This is a genomic window from Streptomyces mesophilus, assembly GCF_040300965.1.
GTDB lineage: Bacteria > Actinomycetota > Actinomycetes > Streptomycetales > Streptomycetaceae > Streptomyces > Streptomyces mesophilus_A.
Map to the genome: position 1 here is coordinate 1 of NZ_JBEPEW010000111.1, position 15,037 is coordinate 15,037.

The following is a 15,037-nucleotide window of genomic DNA, read 5'->3' on the forward strand; positions in this document are numbered from 1 at the left end:
GGCCGGCGCCCGCCGCCTGGGCGAGCGAGGCGCCGACGTCGGAGCCGCCGCACAGGACGTCGAGGCCGAAGGAGCGCAGGGTGCCGGCGATCGGGCCGCCGGTCTGGCCGTAACAGACATGCTGACCGGTGGTGAAGACCGTGTCGGCGGCGAGCTCGAGGGGCACCACGAGCGCCGCGATCGACCAGAAGCCGCGCTCGCGTCCGGCGAGCAGATACGCGAGGACGAACACACCCCCGGCCACCGCGGCGATGGTGCCGAGCGGCAGCGGAACCTGCGAGAGCAGCACATGGGATGCGGCGGACAGCGTCACGACCAAGGCCGTGAAGAGCGCCGCCCGCAGCATCCTCGGCTGCGTCCCCGATATGTCCATCGCTGCGAGTCTGCCAGACGGATAAGTAAAGGTCGGCTCAGGGTTTCCTATGAGCGCACGGACCGCTACAGACCCGGGATCCGTCCGTTACGGAACAGGTCGACGAAGATCTGGTGGTCCTGGCGGGCGCGCGCACCGTACTCGTGCGCGAACTCCACGAGCAGCGGCGCGAAGCCCTCCTCGTCGGCCGCGATCGCGGCGTCTATGGCGCGCTCGGTGGAGAACGGCACCAGGCCCGTGTAGCCGCTCTCGTCGTCGGCCGCCGCGTGCATGGTCGCGGTCGCCCGGCCGAGGTCGGCGACCACGGCGGCGATCTGCTCGGGGTCGTCGATGTCCGACCAGTCCAGGTCCACGGCGTACGGCGACACCTCGGCGACCAGCTGCCCCGAGCCGTCGAGCTCGGTCCAGCCCAGCCACGGGTCGGCGTGCTGCTGCAGTGCGCGCTGGGAGATCACCGTGCGGTGGCCCTCGTGCTGGAAGTACTCGCGGATGGCCTGGTCCATGATGTGCCGCGAGACCGCCGGGGTCTGGGCCTGCTTCATGTAGATCACGACATCGTTCTCAAGGGCGTCGGAATTGCCTTCGAGCAGGATGTTGTACGAGGGCAGGCCGGCCGATCCGATGCCGATCCCGCGCCGGCCGACCACGTCCTTGACGCGGTAGGAGTCGGGGCGGGTCAGCGAGGACTCCGGGAGGGTCTCCAGATAGCCGTCGAAGGCGGCGAGCACCTTGTAGCGCGTGGCCGCGTCCAGCTCGATCGAGCCGCCGCCGGGTGCGAAACGGCGCTCGAACTCGCGGATCTGCGTCATGGAGTCGAGCAGCGAGAAACGGGTCAGGGAGCGGGCGTCGCGCAGCGCCTTCAGGAGCGGGCCCTCGGCCGTGTCCAGGGTGAAGGGCGGCACCTCGTCGTCCTTGGCTCCGGTCGCCAGGGCGTGGATGCGCTCGCGGTAGGCGGCGGCGTAGATCGTCACCAGCTCGGAGATCTGCTCGTCGCTGAGTGCCTTCGAGTAGCCGATCAGTGCGACCGAGGCGGCGAAGCGCTTGAGGTCCCAGGTGAAGGGCCCGACGTACGCCTCGTCGAAGTCATTGACGTTGAAGATCAGCCGGCCCGTGGAGTCCATGTACGTGCCGAAGTTCTCGGCGTGCAGATCGCCGTGGATCCATACCCGGCCCGTACGGTCGTCCAGGAACGGGCCGCCGTGCTGCTCGCGCTCCAGGTCCGAGTAGAAGAGGCAGGCGGTGCCGCGGTAGAAGGCGAAGGCCGAGGCCGCCATCTTGCGGAACTTCACCCGGAACGCGGCCGGGTCGGCGGCGAGCAACTCGCCGAACGCGGTGTCGAAGACGGCGAGAATCTGCTCGCCGCGCTCCTCGGCGCCCGTCTGCGTGACCATGCCTGGTGCCTCCTGGTGCGAAAAAACGGGGTGGAATGTTCCGCCCGTACCAACGCTCGACGGTACCGGGAAGTGCCCGCGACCTGTCAGTGGCCGGACGTAGACTTCATGGCTGCCGCCCCCCTCAGTCGCCGAGCGTTTTCCCGGAGGTCTTCCGCCGTGACCAAGCCGCCTTTCACGCACCTGCACGTGCACACGCAGTACTCGCTCCTGGACGGTGCGGCGCGGCTCAAGGACATGTTCCAGGCGGCCAACGACATGGGCATGACCCACGTCGCGATGACCGACCACGGCAACCTGCACGGCGCGTACGACTTCTTCCACTCGGCCACCAAGGCGGGTGTGACGCCGATCATCGGCATCGAGGCCTACGTGGCCCCCGAGTCCCGCCGCACCAAGCGGAAGATCCAGTGGGGCCAGCCGCACCAGAAGCGCGATGACGTGTCCGGTTCGGGTGGTTATACCCACAAGACGATCTGGGCGGCGAACAAGACCGGTCTGCACAACCTCTTCAAGCTCTCCTCGGACGCGTACAAGGAGGGCTGGCTGCAGAAGTGGCCCCGTATGGACAAGGAGACGATCTCCCAGTGGTCCGAGGGTCTGATCGCCTCCACCGGCTGCCCGTCCGGTGAGCTGCAGACGCGCCTGCGGCTCGGCCAGTTCGACGAGGCGCTCAAGGCGGCCTCCGAGTACCAGGACATCTTCGGCAAGGACCGGTACTTCCTGGAGCTGATGGACCACGGAATCGAGATCGAACGCCGGGTCCGCGACGGCCTGTTGGAGATCGGCAAGAAGCTCGGCATCCCGCCGCTCGTCACCAACGACTCGCACTACACCTACGCGCATGAGTCGACCGCTCACGACGCCCTGCTGTGCATCCAGACCGGCAAGAACCTGAGCGACCCCGACCGCTTCCGCTTCGACGGCACCGGCTACTACCTGAAGTCGACCGAGGAGATGTACGCGATCGACTCCTCGGACGCCTGGCAGGAGGGCTGCGCCAACACCCTCCTGGTGGCCGAGCAGATCGACACGACCGGCATGTTCGAGGCGAAGAACCTCATGCCGCAGTTCGACATCCCGGAAGAGGGCTACACCAACACCACCTGGTTCAAGGAGGAGGTGCGGCGCGGCATGGCCCGCCGCTACCCCGGAGGTGTCCCCGAGGACCGCCAGAAGCAGGCGGACTACGAGATGGACATCATCATCCAGATGGGGTTCCCGGGGTACTTCCTCGTGGTCGCCGACTTCATCATGTGGGCCAAGAACAATGGCATCGCGGTCGGTCCCGGCCGAGGATCCGCGGCCGGTTCGATCGTGTCGTACGCGATGGGCATCACCGACCTCGACCCCATCGAACACGGCCTGATCTTCGAGCGGTTCCTCAATCCCGAGCGCGTCTCCATGCCCGATGTCGACATCGACTTCGACGAGCGTCGGCGCGTCGAGGTGATCCGGTACGTGACCGAGAAGTACGGCGCCGACAAGGTCGCCATGATCGGCACGTACGGAAAGATCAAGGCGAAGAACGCCATCAAGGACTCCGCCCGCGTGCTCGGTTATCCGTACGCGATGGGCGACCGGCTCACCAAGGCCATGCCCGCCGACGTCCTCGGCAAGGGCATCGACCTCTCCGGCATCACCGACCCCAAGCACCCGCGCTACAGCGAGGCGGGCGAGATCCGGGCGATGTACGAGAACGAGCCGGACGTGAAGAAGGTCATCGACACCGCCAAGGGCGTCGAGGGCCTGGTCCGGCAGATGGGCGTGCACGCCGCCGGCGTCATCATGTCCAGCGAGCCGATCATCGACCACGCCCCGGTCTGGGTGCGGCACACCGACGGCGTGACCATCACGCAGTGGGACTATCCGCAGTGCGAGTCGCTCGGCCTGATCAAGATGGACTTCCTGGGCCTCAGGAACCTGACGATCATGGACGACGCCGTCAAGATGGTGAAGGCCAACAAGGGCATCGACCTGGAGATGCTCTCGCTGCCGCTCGACGACCCCAAGACGTACGAACTGCTCTGCCGCGGTGACACGTTGGGTGTGTTCCAGTTCGACGGCGGCCCGATGCGTTCGCTGCTCCGCCAGATGCAGCCCGACAACTTCGAGGACATCTCCGCCGTCTCGGCCCTGTACCGGCCGGGCCCGATGGGAATGAACTCGCATACGAACTATGCGGAGCGCAAGAACGGCCGCCAGGAGATCACGCCGATCCACCCGGAGCTCGAAGAGCCCCTGAAGGAGACGCTCGGTCTGACCTACGGCCTCATCGTGTACCAGGAGCAGGTGCAGAAGGCCGCGCAGATCGTCGCCGGCTATTCGCTCGGCGAAGCCGACATCCTGCGCCGAGTGATGGGCAAGAAGAAGCCCGAGGAGCTGGAGAAGAACTTCGCCATCTTCCAGGCGGGCGCCCGGAAGAACGGCTATTCGGACCAGGCCATCCAGGCCCTGTGGGACGTCCTGGTCCCCTTCGCCGGCTACGCGTTCAACAAGGCGCACTCCTCCGCGTACGGCCTGGTGACCTACTGGACCGCGTATCTGAAGGCGAATTACCCGGCCGAATACATGGCGGCCCTTCTCACCTCGGTGAAGGACGACAAGGACAAGTCGGCCGTCTATCTGAACGAATGCCGGCGTATGGGCATCAAGGTGCTCCCGCCGAATGTCAACGAATCCGAGCAGAACTTCGCCGCGCAGGGCGACGACGTCATTCTCTTCGGTCTTTCGGCCGTGCGTAACGTCGGTACGAACGTGGTCGAGTCGATCATCCGCAGCCGTAAGGCGAAGGGGAAGTACACCTCGTTCCCCGACTATCTCGACAAGGTCGAGGCCGTCGCCTGCAACAAGCGCACCACCGAATCGCTCATCAAGGCGGGCGCGTTCGACACGATGGGGCACACCCGCAAGGGCCTCACCGCGCAGTACGAGCCGATGATCGACAACGTCGTGCAGGTCAAGCGCAAGGAGGCCGAGGGGCAGTTCGACCTCTTCGGCGGCATGGGCGACGAGGACGCCGCGGACGAGCCGGGCTTCGGACTCGACGTCGAGTTCTCCACCGACGAGTGGGAGAAGACCTATCTCCTCGCCCAGGAGCGGGAGATGCTCGGCCTGTACGTCTCCGACCACCCGCTCTTCGGCCTCGAACACGTCCTGCAGGACAAGGCCGACGCGGGCATCGGACAGCTCACCGGCGGTGACTTCTCGGACGGCGCGGTCGTCACCATCGGCGGCATCATCTCGGGCCTGCAGCGCAAGATGACCAAGCAGGGCAACGCATGGGCGATCGCCACCGTGGAGGACCTCGCGGGCTCCATCGAGTGCATGTTCTTCCCGGCCACGTACCAGCTGGTGTCCACCCAACTCGTCGAGGACGCCGTGGTGTTCGTCAAGGGCCGCCTCGACAAGCGCGAGGATGTGCCGCGCCTGGTCGCGATGGAGATGCAGGTGCCCGATCTGTCCAACGCGGGCACCAACGCACCGGTGATCATCACGATCCCGACCGTCAAGGTGACTCCGCCGATGGTCACCCGTCTCGGCGAGATCCTCGGCCACCACAAGGGCAACTCCGAGGTGCGGATCAAGCTCCAAGGGGCCCGCAAGACCACCGTGCTGCGGCTGGACCGGCATCGCGTCCAGCCCGATCCGGCGCTGTTCGGTGACCTGAAGGTGCTGCTCGGACCGTCCTGTCTGGCGGGCTGACAGGCCGCGGTACGAGCTGAGTTGATACGCCGAGGGGCGCGCCCATGACGGGCGCGCCCCTCGGGTGTGTCTGGACCGGACCTAGCCGATGCTCAGTTGTGGCCGAACTTCTTCTGGCGCTTACCAGGGCTGCCGCCGGCGAACTGCGAGGGGCTGGGCGCCTGCTCGGCCGCGGATTCGACCTGCTCGGCACCGCGCTCGGCCTGCTCCTGCTGCGCTCCGCGCTGCTGCTGGCCGCGCTGCTGCTGACGGTTCTTGTTCTTGGCCATGGTGATCTGCCTCCTGAGGGGGATCTAGGGGCCAGGGCCGAGTCCACATTCACATATGGCGACATACACCGCATTTTGGAGAATTACCGTGCGTAATAAGGCCTGTCGGAGAGTGGTCTGTACGTAAGTTCCGGATACGCCACGCCGAAGATCGAGTTCCGGCCGTTAACCTCCGCGCCTTCGGGCAGACTCGAAGACAACCCCGTTGCAAACCCGCCCCGCATTCCCGCCTTACGCGGGAGCGTCCCGGGGCCTTTTGGGAAGAGGGTGGAACTCGTGGACCGCTGTGTCGTCCTGGTGGACGCCGGCTACTTGCTGGGCGCCGCCGCGAGCCTGCTCGCCGGAGAACCCTCACGGTCGCGGATCACCGTCGACCACGCCGCCCTCATCCAGGCCCTGCGAGAACGCGCCGAGTCGGACACCCAGCAGCCGCTGCTGCGGATCTACTGGTTCGACGGCGCCCCCGACCGCGTACCCCAGCCCGAGCACCGGCGGCTGCGGGTGATGTCCCGGGTCACCGTGCGCCTGGGCGCGCTGACCCGCAGCGACGGGCGCTGGGCGCAGAAGGGTGTGGACGCCGCGATGCACGCCGAGCTGACGGAGCTGGCGCGCAACCGGGCCTGCTCGGACGTGGTGCTCGTGACGGGCGACGGCGATCTGCTGCCGGGCCTGATGTCGGCCAAGGAGCACGGGGTCGCCGTGCACCTGTGGGCCGTGCAGGCCGCGGACGGCGATTACAACCAGTCCGAGGACCTCGTCGCCGAGGCCGACGAGCGGCGCGTGCTCGACCGTGCGTGGATCACCCAGGCCGTACGGCCCAAGGAGCTGGGCGGGGTCTGTGCGCCGCCGCCCGTGCCCCGGCCCGAGATCGCCGCGATCCTGTCGGCGCCGCTGCCGGATTCGGCGCTCGCCGCGGCGGCGGAGCGCTCCGCGGAGGCCGCCGCGCAGAACGGGTCCGCCGAGCACGCGTCCGCCGAGCGGCACGCTCCGGCGAAGGGGGTGCCCACGCCGAAGGATCTGGCGGCGCTGCGGGCGCCGGGTGCCGCCGCGGCCCCGCACCCGCCGAACGCGACGCTGCGGTGGTCGTCCGACAAGGGGTGGGTCGACCGGCCGGGGGCGCCGTCCGAGCCGGCCGAGGTCGCTTCCCTGCCGACGCTGGCACAGGTGACGACCGCCGAGCAGCGGTGGGCGGACCGCGAGGAGGACATCACGACCGTGGGCGGGGATCCCTACGAGGTTGGACAGGTCTTCGCGCGGCGGTGGCTGGCGCGGCTGCCGGATCCCGCGGGGCGGCAGAAGCTGTCGGTGCTCTACCCGCGGATTCCGCACCGGATCGACGGGGAGCTGCTGCGGTACGCGGCGCGGTTCGGGCTGCTGGCGCACAAGGACGATCAGATCGACGAGCACGACCGGTATGCGATCCGGGCCGGGTTCTGGCGCGAGATCGATGTCCGTACGGGAGCGGAGGCGGGGGTTTCCGCGGCCGGGGGCGACGAATAGGAGCCCCCGGAAACCCCGGGATAGGAGCCCCCGGAAACCCGGGATTCCTCGACCCCAAGGACCTCCACCCAGCGTCCGGCGACACTGAAAGGCCGGTTCGCGGGGGTCCGGGGCAAAGCAGCCCCCACCGGTCCCGTAGGCTGCTCCGTCGTGAGTGTGCGCACTGGATCGGGCGCGGGGCACGGCGATGACGCCGTGTGCGTCGTACGTGACCTGGTCAAGACCTACCCCGCTACGCGCGGGCGGCGCGGTGTGCCCGCGACGCCCGAGGTCAGGGCCACCGACGCGATCTCACTCGATGTACGGCGCGGGGAGATCTTCGGGCTGCTCGGGCCCAACGGCGCCGGCAAGTCGACGCTCGTGCGGCAGCTCACCGGACTGATGCGGCCCGATTCCGGCAGCGTCGAGATCCTCGGGCACGACATCGTGCGCCACCCCGAACGTGCCGCGCGGCTTCTCGCGTATCTGGGGCAGGAGTCCACCGCGCTCGACGAACTGACGGTCGCCCTCGCGGCCGAGACGACCGCCCGGCTGCGCGGACTTCCGCTGAAGGAGGCCCGGGTCGAGCGGGATGCCGTCCTCGACGAGCTCGGGCTCGGGTCCCTCGCCTCGCGGCCGCTCAAGAAGCTCTCCGGGGGCCAGCGGCGGCTCGCCTGCTTCGCCACCGCACTGGTCGGCGAGCGCTCGCTGCTCGTGCTCGACGAACCCACCACCGGGATGGACCCCGTCGCCCGCCGCGCCGTCTGGGCCGCCGTCGACCGGCGCCGGGCCGAGCGCGGGACCACCGTTCTCCTCGTCACGCACAACGTGATCGAGGCCGAGACCGTGCTCGACCGGGTGGCGGTCCTCGAGGAAGGGCGCGTCATCGCCTGCGACACCCCCGGCGGCCTGAAGAGCGCCGTCGCCTCGGAGGTGCGGCTGGAACTCGTATGGCGTGAGCGGGCACCGCTCGACGTCCCCGAGGTGTCCGCGCTGCGCGCCAATGCCGAGGAGACCGGCCGGCGCTGGACCCTGCGCCTGGGACCCGAGGAGGCGCGGGCCGCCGTCGCCGCCGTCACCGGGGGCGAGGCCTTCGCCGCACTGGACGACTTCACCCTGGCCACGCCGAGCCTCGAGGACGTCTATCTCGCACTCGGCGGCCGGACCGACGGAGCAAAGGGGCTGGTGAAGGCGTGAGCGTGGTGCCTGTCGAGGCCGTCGCAGGGGCGGTCACCGCCGCCGGCAAGCGCACGGGGGAGAGTGAACTCGCCCCGCGGGCGCGGCTGCTGCCGTCGCTCGCCGCCGTCTACCGCGCCCAGCTGTCGCGGGCCCGGGTGGCCCGTATCCCGCTGCTGTTCGTGGCGACCTTCCAGTCCGTCGGGATCATGATCCTGATGCGCGGTGTCGTCGACGGCGGGTCCGAGGCGCGGGCCGTCGTGGCGGGCTCTTCGGTGCTCGTCGTCGCCTTCGTGGCGCTGAATCTGCTCGCGCAGTACTTCGGGCAGCTGCGGGCCGGCGGCGGGCTCGACCACTACGCGACCCTGCCCGTACCGCCCTCGTCGGTGGTGCTCGGGGCGGCGGCCGCGTACGCCTCGTTCACCGTGCCCGGCACGATCGTCACCGCCGTCGTGGGCAGCGTCCTGTTCGGGCTGCCGCTGACGCATCTGTGGGTGCTCCTCGCCGTCATCCCGCTCGCCGGAGCCGCGCTCGCCGGGCTCGGCGCGGCACTGGGTCTCCTGGCGCCGCGGCCCGAACTGGCCACGCTGCTCGGCCAGTTGGGCATGTCGGCGGCGCTTCTGCTCGGGGTGCTGCCCGCGGACGGGATGCCCGTGCTGCTGCAGTACGCGCGGGATCTGCTGCCCTCCACGTACGGCGTCGAGGCCTTTGCCCGTACGTTCGACAGCAGCCCGGACTGGGCCGCCGTGGCCCTCGACCTCGGGGTCTGCGCCGGCGTCGGGGTGGTCTCGCTGGCTGCCGCGACCTGGGCGTACCGCAAGGCCGCGGTGCGCTGACCGCGGGCCCTCGACCCCCGATCGGCGGCCCACCCCCTGGGCCCGGCGGCGAGGCCTGGCACGATGGCAGGGTGACCGCACCCCACACGCCTCCCCAGCAGCCGCACACCAACCAGCCCAGCGACCCCTGGCAGGCCCCGCCCCGGGTGCCCGCCGAGTCGTACGCGGCCGGCGGTCCCGGGCTCGCCACCGAGGTACGGGACGCCGCCCTGACCGTTCTGGGGCTCGCGGTGACCGGGATCGTGCTCGGGGTGCTCTGGGTGTGGCTCACGCCCCATGTGCCGCTGATCTCGGACGGCAAGTCCGTCTTCCTCGACGACACCGAGGGTGAGCAGGCGATCGGCGCGGATGGAACGTTCATCCTGCTCGCCCTGGCCTGCGGCGCCGTCACCGGAGCGCTGGTCTTCCTGCTGCGCCGGCACGGCGGCATCCCGCTGGTGGTCGCGCTGGCGGTCGGCGGGCTGCTCGCGTCGGTGGTCGCCTGGCGGCTCGGTCTGGTCTTCGGTCCTGGCGACGATGTCGTGGCGCGCGCGAAGGCGGCCGGTGAGGGGGTGGCGTTCGACGCGCCGCTCGAGCTGAACGCCAAGGGGGCGCTGCTCGCCTGGCCGATCGCCGCGCTCGCGGTGCATCTGGCGCTCACGGCGCTGTTCGGACCGCGGGATCCCGAGCCGGCCGAGGCGGCGGGCTGGGACGCACCGCAGCCCCCGCAGCCCAAGGACGGCTACGGGACGCCGCAGGGTCCGAGCCAGGGCCTGTCCTGAGGATCAGGCACTGGTGCGTTGCTAGGCGGGGCGCCTTCCGTGGTTGGCCTTGCCCTTTTTGATCCGCCACTTCCGCTTGCGCGTCTTCTTCGACATGTTCTCGGTACTTAACCGAGAACGGGCTCTGCGCCTAGGGGGCGCGTACGCCTCAGCCGCGGCCGATCGGTGCGAGCACCGCGTCCGTCAGCTTCGCGAGGTCCGCCGGGGACAGCTCGACCTCGAGGCCGCGGCGGCCCGCCGAGACGCAGATGGTGTCGTGCGCCGAGGCCGAGTCGTCGAGGACCGTGCGCAGCTTCTTGCGCTGGCCGAGCGGGGAGATGCCGCCGCGTACGTAGCCCGTGGTCCGCTCGGCCGCCGCCGGGTCCGCCATCGCCGCGCGCTTGCCGCCGACGGCCGCGGCGAGGGCCTTGAGGTCGAGGGTGCCGGCCACGGGGACGACGGCGACGGTCAGGTTGCCGTCGACGTCCGCCACGAGTGTCTTGAAGACCCGCTCGGGCGAGACGCCCATCGCCTGCGCCGCCTCCTCGCCGTACGACGGGTGTGCGGGGTCGTGCTCGTAGCTGTGCACGGTGAACTCGGTGCCTGCGGCGGTCAGCGCCACCGTTGCCGGGGTGCCGCCGGCTTGCTGCTTCTTGGACTTCTTCGCCACTGGGGTGCTCCGGGTCGGTCTCGTTGTCTGGTGCGGGTGGGTGGGCCGTGGCGCCTGCGGCGGGCCTTTCTCCCCGCCCCGCCCCTTCCCGAAACCGGGGCTTCGCCCCGGACCCCGGCATCCGAACTTCGTTCGGATCTGCTCAAACGCCGCAGGGGCTGATCTGCTCAAACGCCGCAGGGCTGAAAGGGCTGGTCAATTGAGGCTGGTCGGTGCCCGGGTCAGTTCGACGGCGGGCAGTGAAGGCAGGTTACGGAGCAGGGCGGTCTCGGAGCGAAGGAGTTTCAGCTCCTCGCGCAGCCGCCGCGCGGTGTCCGGGGCTTCGAGCAGGCGCTGCTTCGCCGGTACGTCGAGTACGGCCGCGGCGGCCACCAGGTACGACACCACCGAGGGCTCGTCGGGCAGCTCGGCTCCGGTGGCGAGGGAACGCTCACGGGCGCCGGCCAGGCGCTTCTGGTAGCTGCGGAAAGCCCGCAGGACGCCCTCGGCGAGCGCGCCCGCCTCCTCGCCCTGCTCCTCGGGGAGCTCTTCGAGCTCGGCGGTCAGGTACTCGCCGCTCGCGTCCACCGAGACCAGGCGGACGCGGGTGGTCCCCGTAGCGAGGACCTCGAAGCTGCCGTCGGCGCGCTCGCGGACGGTGGCCGCGTCCGCGATACAGCCCACCGTGTGGAAAGCCTTCGCCGGGTCGTCGCCGAAGCCGGCCGTGGGGCCCTTCTCGACGGTGGCGGTCTGGTCCGGAAGGCCGGGTGCCGCGAGGGCGACCTCGTGGCCGTCGCGGATCGCCACGACGGCGAAGCGGCGCGGTTCCTCCGAGTCCTCGGGGACGGACTTCAACAGATCGCGCATCATGGCCCGATAGCGCGCCTCGAAGACGTTCAGGGGCAGCACGAGTCCCGGGAACAGCACGGTGTTCAGCGGGAAGAGCGGAAGCCGGACGGTGGTCACGACTCTCTACCTTAGTGGCCCCGAGCTGCCTGTTTGGCCGGTGTGCGCAGGGGGGTCGCCGCGGCGACCTCGAGGCGGACACCGTCGCGGAGTTCGAGGAACTGGCCCAGCGGGTCGTCCGAGACCCGGTCCCAGGGGAACGAGGTGGCGTACGGGCCGATCAGGTGCAGCTGGTCCAGGGCGTCCTGCCAGCGTTCGAGGCGGATCAGGACGTACGTGAGGAGATTGCGCACCTCGGCCGGGTACGGGTCGCCGGGCTCATAGCCCGCGGAGAGCGCGATCGCACGGTCGGCGGCCGCGTCGAGGCGCTCGCGGGGGACGGCGGAGCCGGGACCCGTCAGGTAGGCGAGGGCGGCGCGGGCCGGCAAGGCATGGATCAGCGAACCGGGCAGCGCGCCCTCGGCGGCCTGTTCGGCGAAGTCGAAGCACTCGCGGTGCGAGCCGTACCAGGCGGCCGAGAGGTACTGCACCGCCGAGGTGTGGCACCCGTAGTGATGCGAGGCGCGGTCTATGGCCTGCTGCCACAGCGCGTCGAAGACGGCACGCGAGGCATGGGTGCCGCGGGCGTGGTCGAGCGCGAGCCGCCACGGCACCGGGTCGCGGGGGTGGCCATCGGCGGCGGCGCTGATCAACGGCGCGGCCTCGCGCAGCAGTTCCGCGTACGCGGGGGACTCCCAGGCACGGCCGAGGGCGAGCTCGGCCTTCACCAGGAGGGCGTCCGGGTCGTACGGGCGGTCCGCGAGCCAGTGCTCGAACCAGTCGGGACGGTTGCGGGCGAAGGCGGCGAGGCGGCGGGTGTACAGGTCGCGGTTCTCCCACGCGGCCTCCTCGCGGGTGGCCGCGAGCAGCGCCGCGGCGGGGCCGTACTCGTCCCGGCCCGCCGCGACGAGTGCGGGGGCGAGTCGTTCGTCGGGTGCGTCGAGCAGCACCTGGTCGTCGGCGGGCAGACCGACGGCGAGGTGCTTGGTGTGCTTGAGCATCCGGGCGGTGCCGATGAGGGCGCGTAGCAGTGCCATGGTGCGGGGGAAGACCGGTGAGCTGGGCGGATGGTTGCTGTGTGGTGGGTAACGGTTCGGGTGCGGCGGGATGGGGTGCGGTTTCGTCGCCGGCTGCGGGCCGGTTGCGCCTGCGGCGGGCTGGTTTCCCCTACCCGCCCCTTCCCGAAACCGGGGCTTCGCCCCGGACCCCGCATCCGAGCTTCGCTCGGATCTGCTCAATCGCCGCAGGGGCTGAAGGGTCAGCCCCGCCGCAGCAACCGCGAAGCCCCCGCCGCCACCGTCGTCGCCAGGACCCAGCCGAGGAGGACCAGGGACGCGGCCAGCCACTGCCAGGGGCCCTCGACGCGCCAGTAGCCGTCCTGGCCGAGGTTCATCACCGGCAGGATCAGGTCGAGCGAGTACAGGACCGGCTGGTAGTGCGGGCCCTCGCCGGACTTCATCGCCTCCGGGTCGTAGTGCGAGAAGGCGTAGCCGCCGAGCGCCCACAGGACCGCCATCCACAGCGCCGCCCGGCCCGGCCGGTACCCGTACGCGACCGTCCAGTCCTGCAGGTAGCCCCAGAGCTTGCCCGCGACCGGGAGGGTCTGGCGGCGGCGGCGCTGTTTGGCGAGGAGCACCTCGCGGGCCTCGGAGTCCTCGCCGGTGTCGCGCAGCACCGCGGCGAGACGTTCGTACGGTTCCGGGTTGTACTCGGGAGTGGCCGCCTCGACCCAGTCCAGGCGGGCGGGCAGCGGGAACTTGCCGACCGGGATGAGGTTCTCGTACGCGAAACCGTTCATCTGCAGGTGTCCGGGCCCCGGCCAGCTCGCGGCCCTGTCGCGCAGGCTCGTCACCTTCGCGCCGGAGAGCACCACGGTGCCGCCCTCCGGCCGCTCGCCGAGGAAGCGCAGTTCGGCGGTCTGCACCCGGCGCAGCGAGAGTTCGTGGTCCTCGCCCATGAGCAGCAGTGCGCGGTCGAAGTCGACCGCGTCGGTGAAGCGCCCGTCGTCGAGCCGGATGCCGCCGCGGCATTCGAAGCGCTGGATCCGCACCCCGCGTGCCGGGGTCGCGCCGGCCGTGAACACGGGGTCCACGACCGCCGCCGGCGTCAGATACAGGGCGCGCTCGACGGTCAGCTGCGGGGCGTTGAGGGAGTACTTGCCCGTCTCGTTCAGCATCCGGCTGCCGCGCAGGCTCAGCGAGACCCCGACCTTCGCGCCGCGCATCCGGAACTCCCCGTAGGACTCCATGAGTTCGGCCTGCAGATCCTGACCGACCGAGAGTCCGTCCGCGTTGACCGTGCGGTCCTGGCGGTCGTGGTGCACCACGGCCTGGCTGAGCAGCAGATCCGTGCCGATCTGGGCGTCCGTGAGGCGGATGCCGCGGTGCACGCGGCAGCGCGGCAGATGCAGATCGCCCTCCGTCTGCAGCCGGGCGGCCTCCAAGCGGGGGATCGAGCAGTTCAGCAGGCGCAGGGTGGTGAAGCGGCTCTCGGGAAGGGAGATCTCCTTCTCGAAGCGGCAGTCCTTCATCTCCACGTACGGGGTCACGGTGCCGCCCGCGACATCGAGATAGCCGGTGATGCGCACACCCGTGAGCTTGACCGCGGAGACCCGCCCGTCGCGCGCCGGCGGACCCGCCAGCATCAGCATGCAGACCACCCGGGCCCGTACGCTGCGCTCCTCGCCCCAGTGGTGCACGCCGTGCGGGTCGTCGACCTCCGGGTCGCCGGTGGACAGGTCGTAGCGGGTCCCGTTCTGGAACGCCTGCCACATCCCCGCCTCGGCCGCCGTCAGATCGTCCGGCATCTCCGTCGTCACCTCGGTACGTCCCCTCCCGCACTCGTACACCTGTGTCATACGTACCGGTGTGATGCCCGGCCGGTGACCGGCTGAACGCTAGTGGTGCCGGAGATCCGAGGGGATCGGTATCGGCCAGGGGGCGCTTGTGCCACTCTGAGCCGCATGAGGCCCGCGCGGGAGCCGTACGAGGCTTGCGCGCGAGGCCGACCCAGGGGAGGGGCGCATGGCGGGTGGGCAGGCGCATGGACGGCCGGCGCTCGACGGGCCGCCGTGGGTGGTGGCCAACGAGCTGCTGGCCTTCGTGATCGAGATGGGCGCCCTGGGGGCGCTCGCCTGGTGGGGCTTCGCCACCGGGGACGGCATCCTGCTGAGCCTGCTGCTCGGGCTCGGGGCGCCTGCGGTGGCGATCGTGCTGTGGGGGCAGTTCGCGGCACCGAAGGCGAAGCGGCCGCCGGGGCTGCCGGGCGTGCTGCTGGTGAAAGCCCTGGTCCTGGGCGGTGGCGCGGCGGCGCTGTACGGCCTCGGACACCCGGTCGCGGCCGTGATCGCGGCGGTCGTGGTCGTCGGGAACACGGCGGTTCTCGAGATCTTCCGCAAGAAGGCGGGGGCCGAGCAGGCGGGGGCCGCGGCCTGACCGCGCGGCGATGACCGGGCCGGCAGGTGCGCGCGTATCA

General features: G+C 70.4%; 12 protein-coding genes and 1 pseudogene. 6 read left to right on the forward strand and 7 right to left on the reverse strand.

Annotated features, from left to right (window positions below; genetic code table 11):
• Together ABT367_RS30045 and ABT367_RS30050 are read right to left on the reverse strand one after the other, a co-directional pair.
• A pseudogene (locus tag ABT367_RS30045) lies at positions 1 to 373 on the reverse strand (hypothetical protein); the annotation flags it as partial.
• 65 nt (positions 374 to 438) lie between these two features.
• The gene (locus tag ABT367_RS30050) at positions 439 to 1,764 is read right to left on the reverse strand and encodes a DUF2252 domain-containing protein (RefSeq protein ID WP_352256411.1); all 1,326 of its coding nucleotides are present in this window, start codon (positions 1,762 to 1,764) and stop codon (positions 439 to 441) included.
• 159 nt (positions 1,765 to 1,923) lie between these two features.
• Between ABT367_RS30050 and dnaE the strand changes: the two genes are divergently transcribed.
• Positions 1,924 to 5,469, forward strand: a complete 3,546-nt coding sequence (dnaE, locus tag ABT367_RS30055; protein ID WP_352256412.1) for a DNA polymerase III subunit alpha — start codon at positions 1,924 to 1,926, stop codon at positions 5,467 to 5,469.
• A gap of 92 nt (positions 5,470 to 5,561) precedes the next feature.
• Here dnaE and ABT367_RS30060 read toward each other — a convergent pair whose 3' ends face one another.
• Positions 5,562 to 5,738 carry a hypothetical protein gene (locus ABT367_RS30060; RefSeq protein WP_199552134.1) on the reverse strand — a complete coding sequence of 59 codons (177 nt, stop codon included), beginning with the start codon at positions 5,736 to 5,738 and terminating at the stop codon, positions 5,562 to 5,564.
• A gap of 276 nt (positions 5,739 to 6,014) precedes the next feature.
• Here ABT367_RS30060 and ABT367_RS30065 point away from each other — a divergent pair, with 276 nt between their 5' ends.
• The 4 genes from ABT367_RS30065 to ABT367_RS30080 all read left to right on the forward strand — a co-directional run bounded on the left by ABT367_RS30065 (position 6,015) and on the right by ABT367_RS30080 (position 9,990).
• A complete protein-coding gene (locus ABT367_RS30065) occupies positions 6,015 to 7,238 on the forward strand; it encodes an NYN domain-containing protein (RefSeq protein ID WP_352256413.1) in 1,224 nt (407 codons plus the stop codon).
• Positions 7,239 to 7,433: 195 nt separating this feature from the next.
• On the forward strand, positions 7,434 to 8,414 hold the full coding sequence (locus ABT367_RS30070; RefSeq protein ID WP_352256432.1) for an ABC transporter ATP-binding protein: 981 nt from the start codon (positions 7,434 to 7,436) through the stop codon (positions 8,412 to 8,414).
• On the forward strand, positions 8,411 to 9,229 hold the full coding sequence (locus ABT367_RS30075) for an ABC transporter permease (protein WP_352256414.1): 819 nt from the start codon (positions 8,411 to 8,413) through the stop codon (positions 9,227 to 9,229). The genes ABT367_RS30070 and ABT367_RS30075 overlap by 4 nt, the downstream gene beginning before the upstream one ends.
• Positions 9,230 to 9,300: 71 nt before the next feature.
• Positions 9,301 to 9,990: a hypothetical protein gene (locus ABT367_RS30080; RefSeq protein WP_352256415.1), complete on the forward strand. Its 690-nt coding sequence runs from the start codon at positions 9,301 to 9,303 to the stop codon at positions 9,988 to 9,990.
• A gap of 148 nt (positions 9,991 to 10,138) precedes the next feature.
• Here ABT367_RS30080 and ybaK read toward each other — a convergent pair whose 3' ends face one another.
• The 4 genes from ybaK to ABT367_RS30100 form a co-directional block, all read right to left on the reverse strand.
• Positions 10,139 to 10,639, reverse strand: a complete 501-nt coding sequence (gene ybaK, locus ABT367_RS30085; protein ID WP_352256416.1) for a Cys-tRNA(Pro) deacylase — start codon at positions 10,637 to 10,639, stop codon at positions 10,139 to 10,141.
• A 195-nt stretch (positions 10,640 to 10,834) separates the two neighbouring features.
• Positions 10,835 to 11,584: an LON peptidase substrate-binding domain-containing protein gene (locus tag ABT367_RS30090; RefSeq protein ID WP_352256417.1), complete on the reverse strand. Its 750-nt coding sequence runs from the start codon at positions 11,582 to 11,584 to the stop codon at positions 10,835 to 10,837.
• A gap of 11 nt (positions 11,585 to 11,595) precedes the next feature.
• The gene (locus ABT367_RS30095) at positions 11,596 to 12,600 is read right to left on the reverse strand and encodes a hypothetical protein (RefSeq protein ID WP_352256418.1); all 1,005 of its coding nucleotides are present in this window, start codon (positions 12,598 to 12,600) and stop codon (positions 11,596 to 11,598) included.
• A 221-nt stretch (positions 12,601 to 12,821) separates the two neighbouring features.
• Complete coding sequence (locus tag ABT367_RS30100; RefSeq protein ID WP_352256419.1) at positions 12,822 to 14,420, reverse strand: oxidoreductase; 1,599 nt, start codon at positions 14,418 to 14,420, stop codon at positions 12,822 to 12,824.
• A gap of 166 nt (positions 14,421 to 14,586) precedes the next feature.
• Between ABT367_RS30100 and ABT367_RS30105 the strand changes: the two genes are divergently transcribed.
• Positions 14,587 to 14,997, forward strand: a complete 411-nt coding sequence (locus ABT367_RS30105; RefSeq protein WP_352256420.1) for a YrdB family protein — start codon at positions 14,587 to 14,589, stop codon at positions 14,995 to 14,997.
• Positions 14,998 to 15,037: the final 40 nt, after the last annotated feature.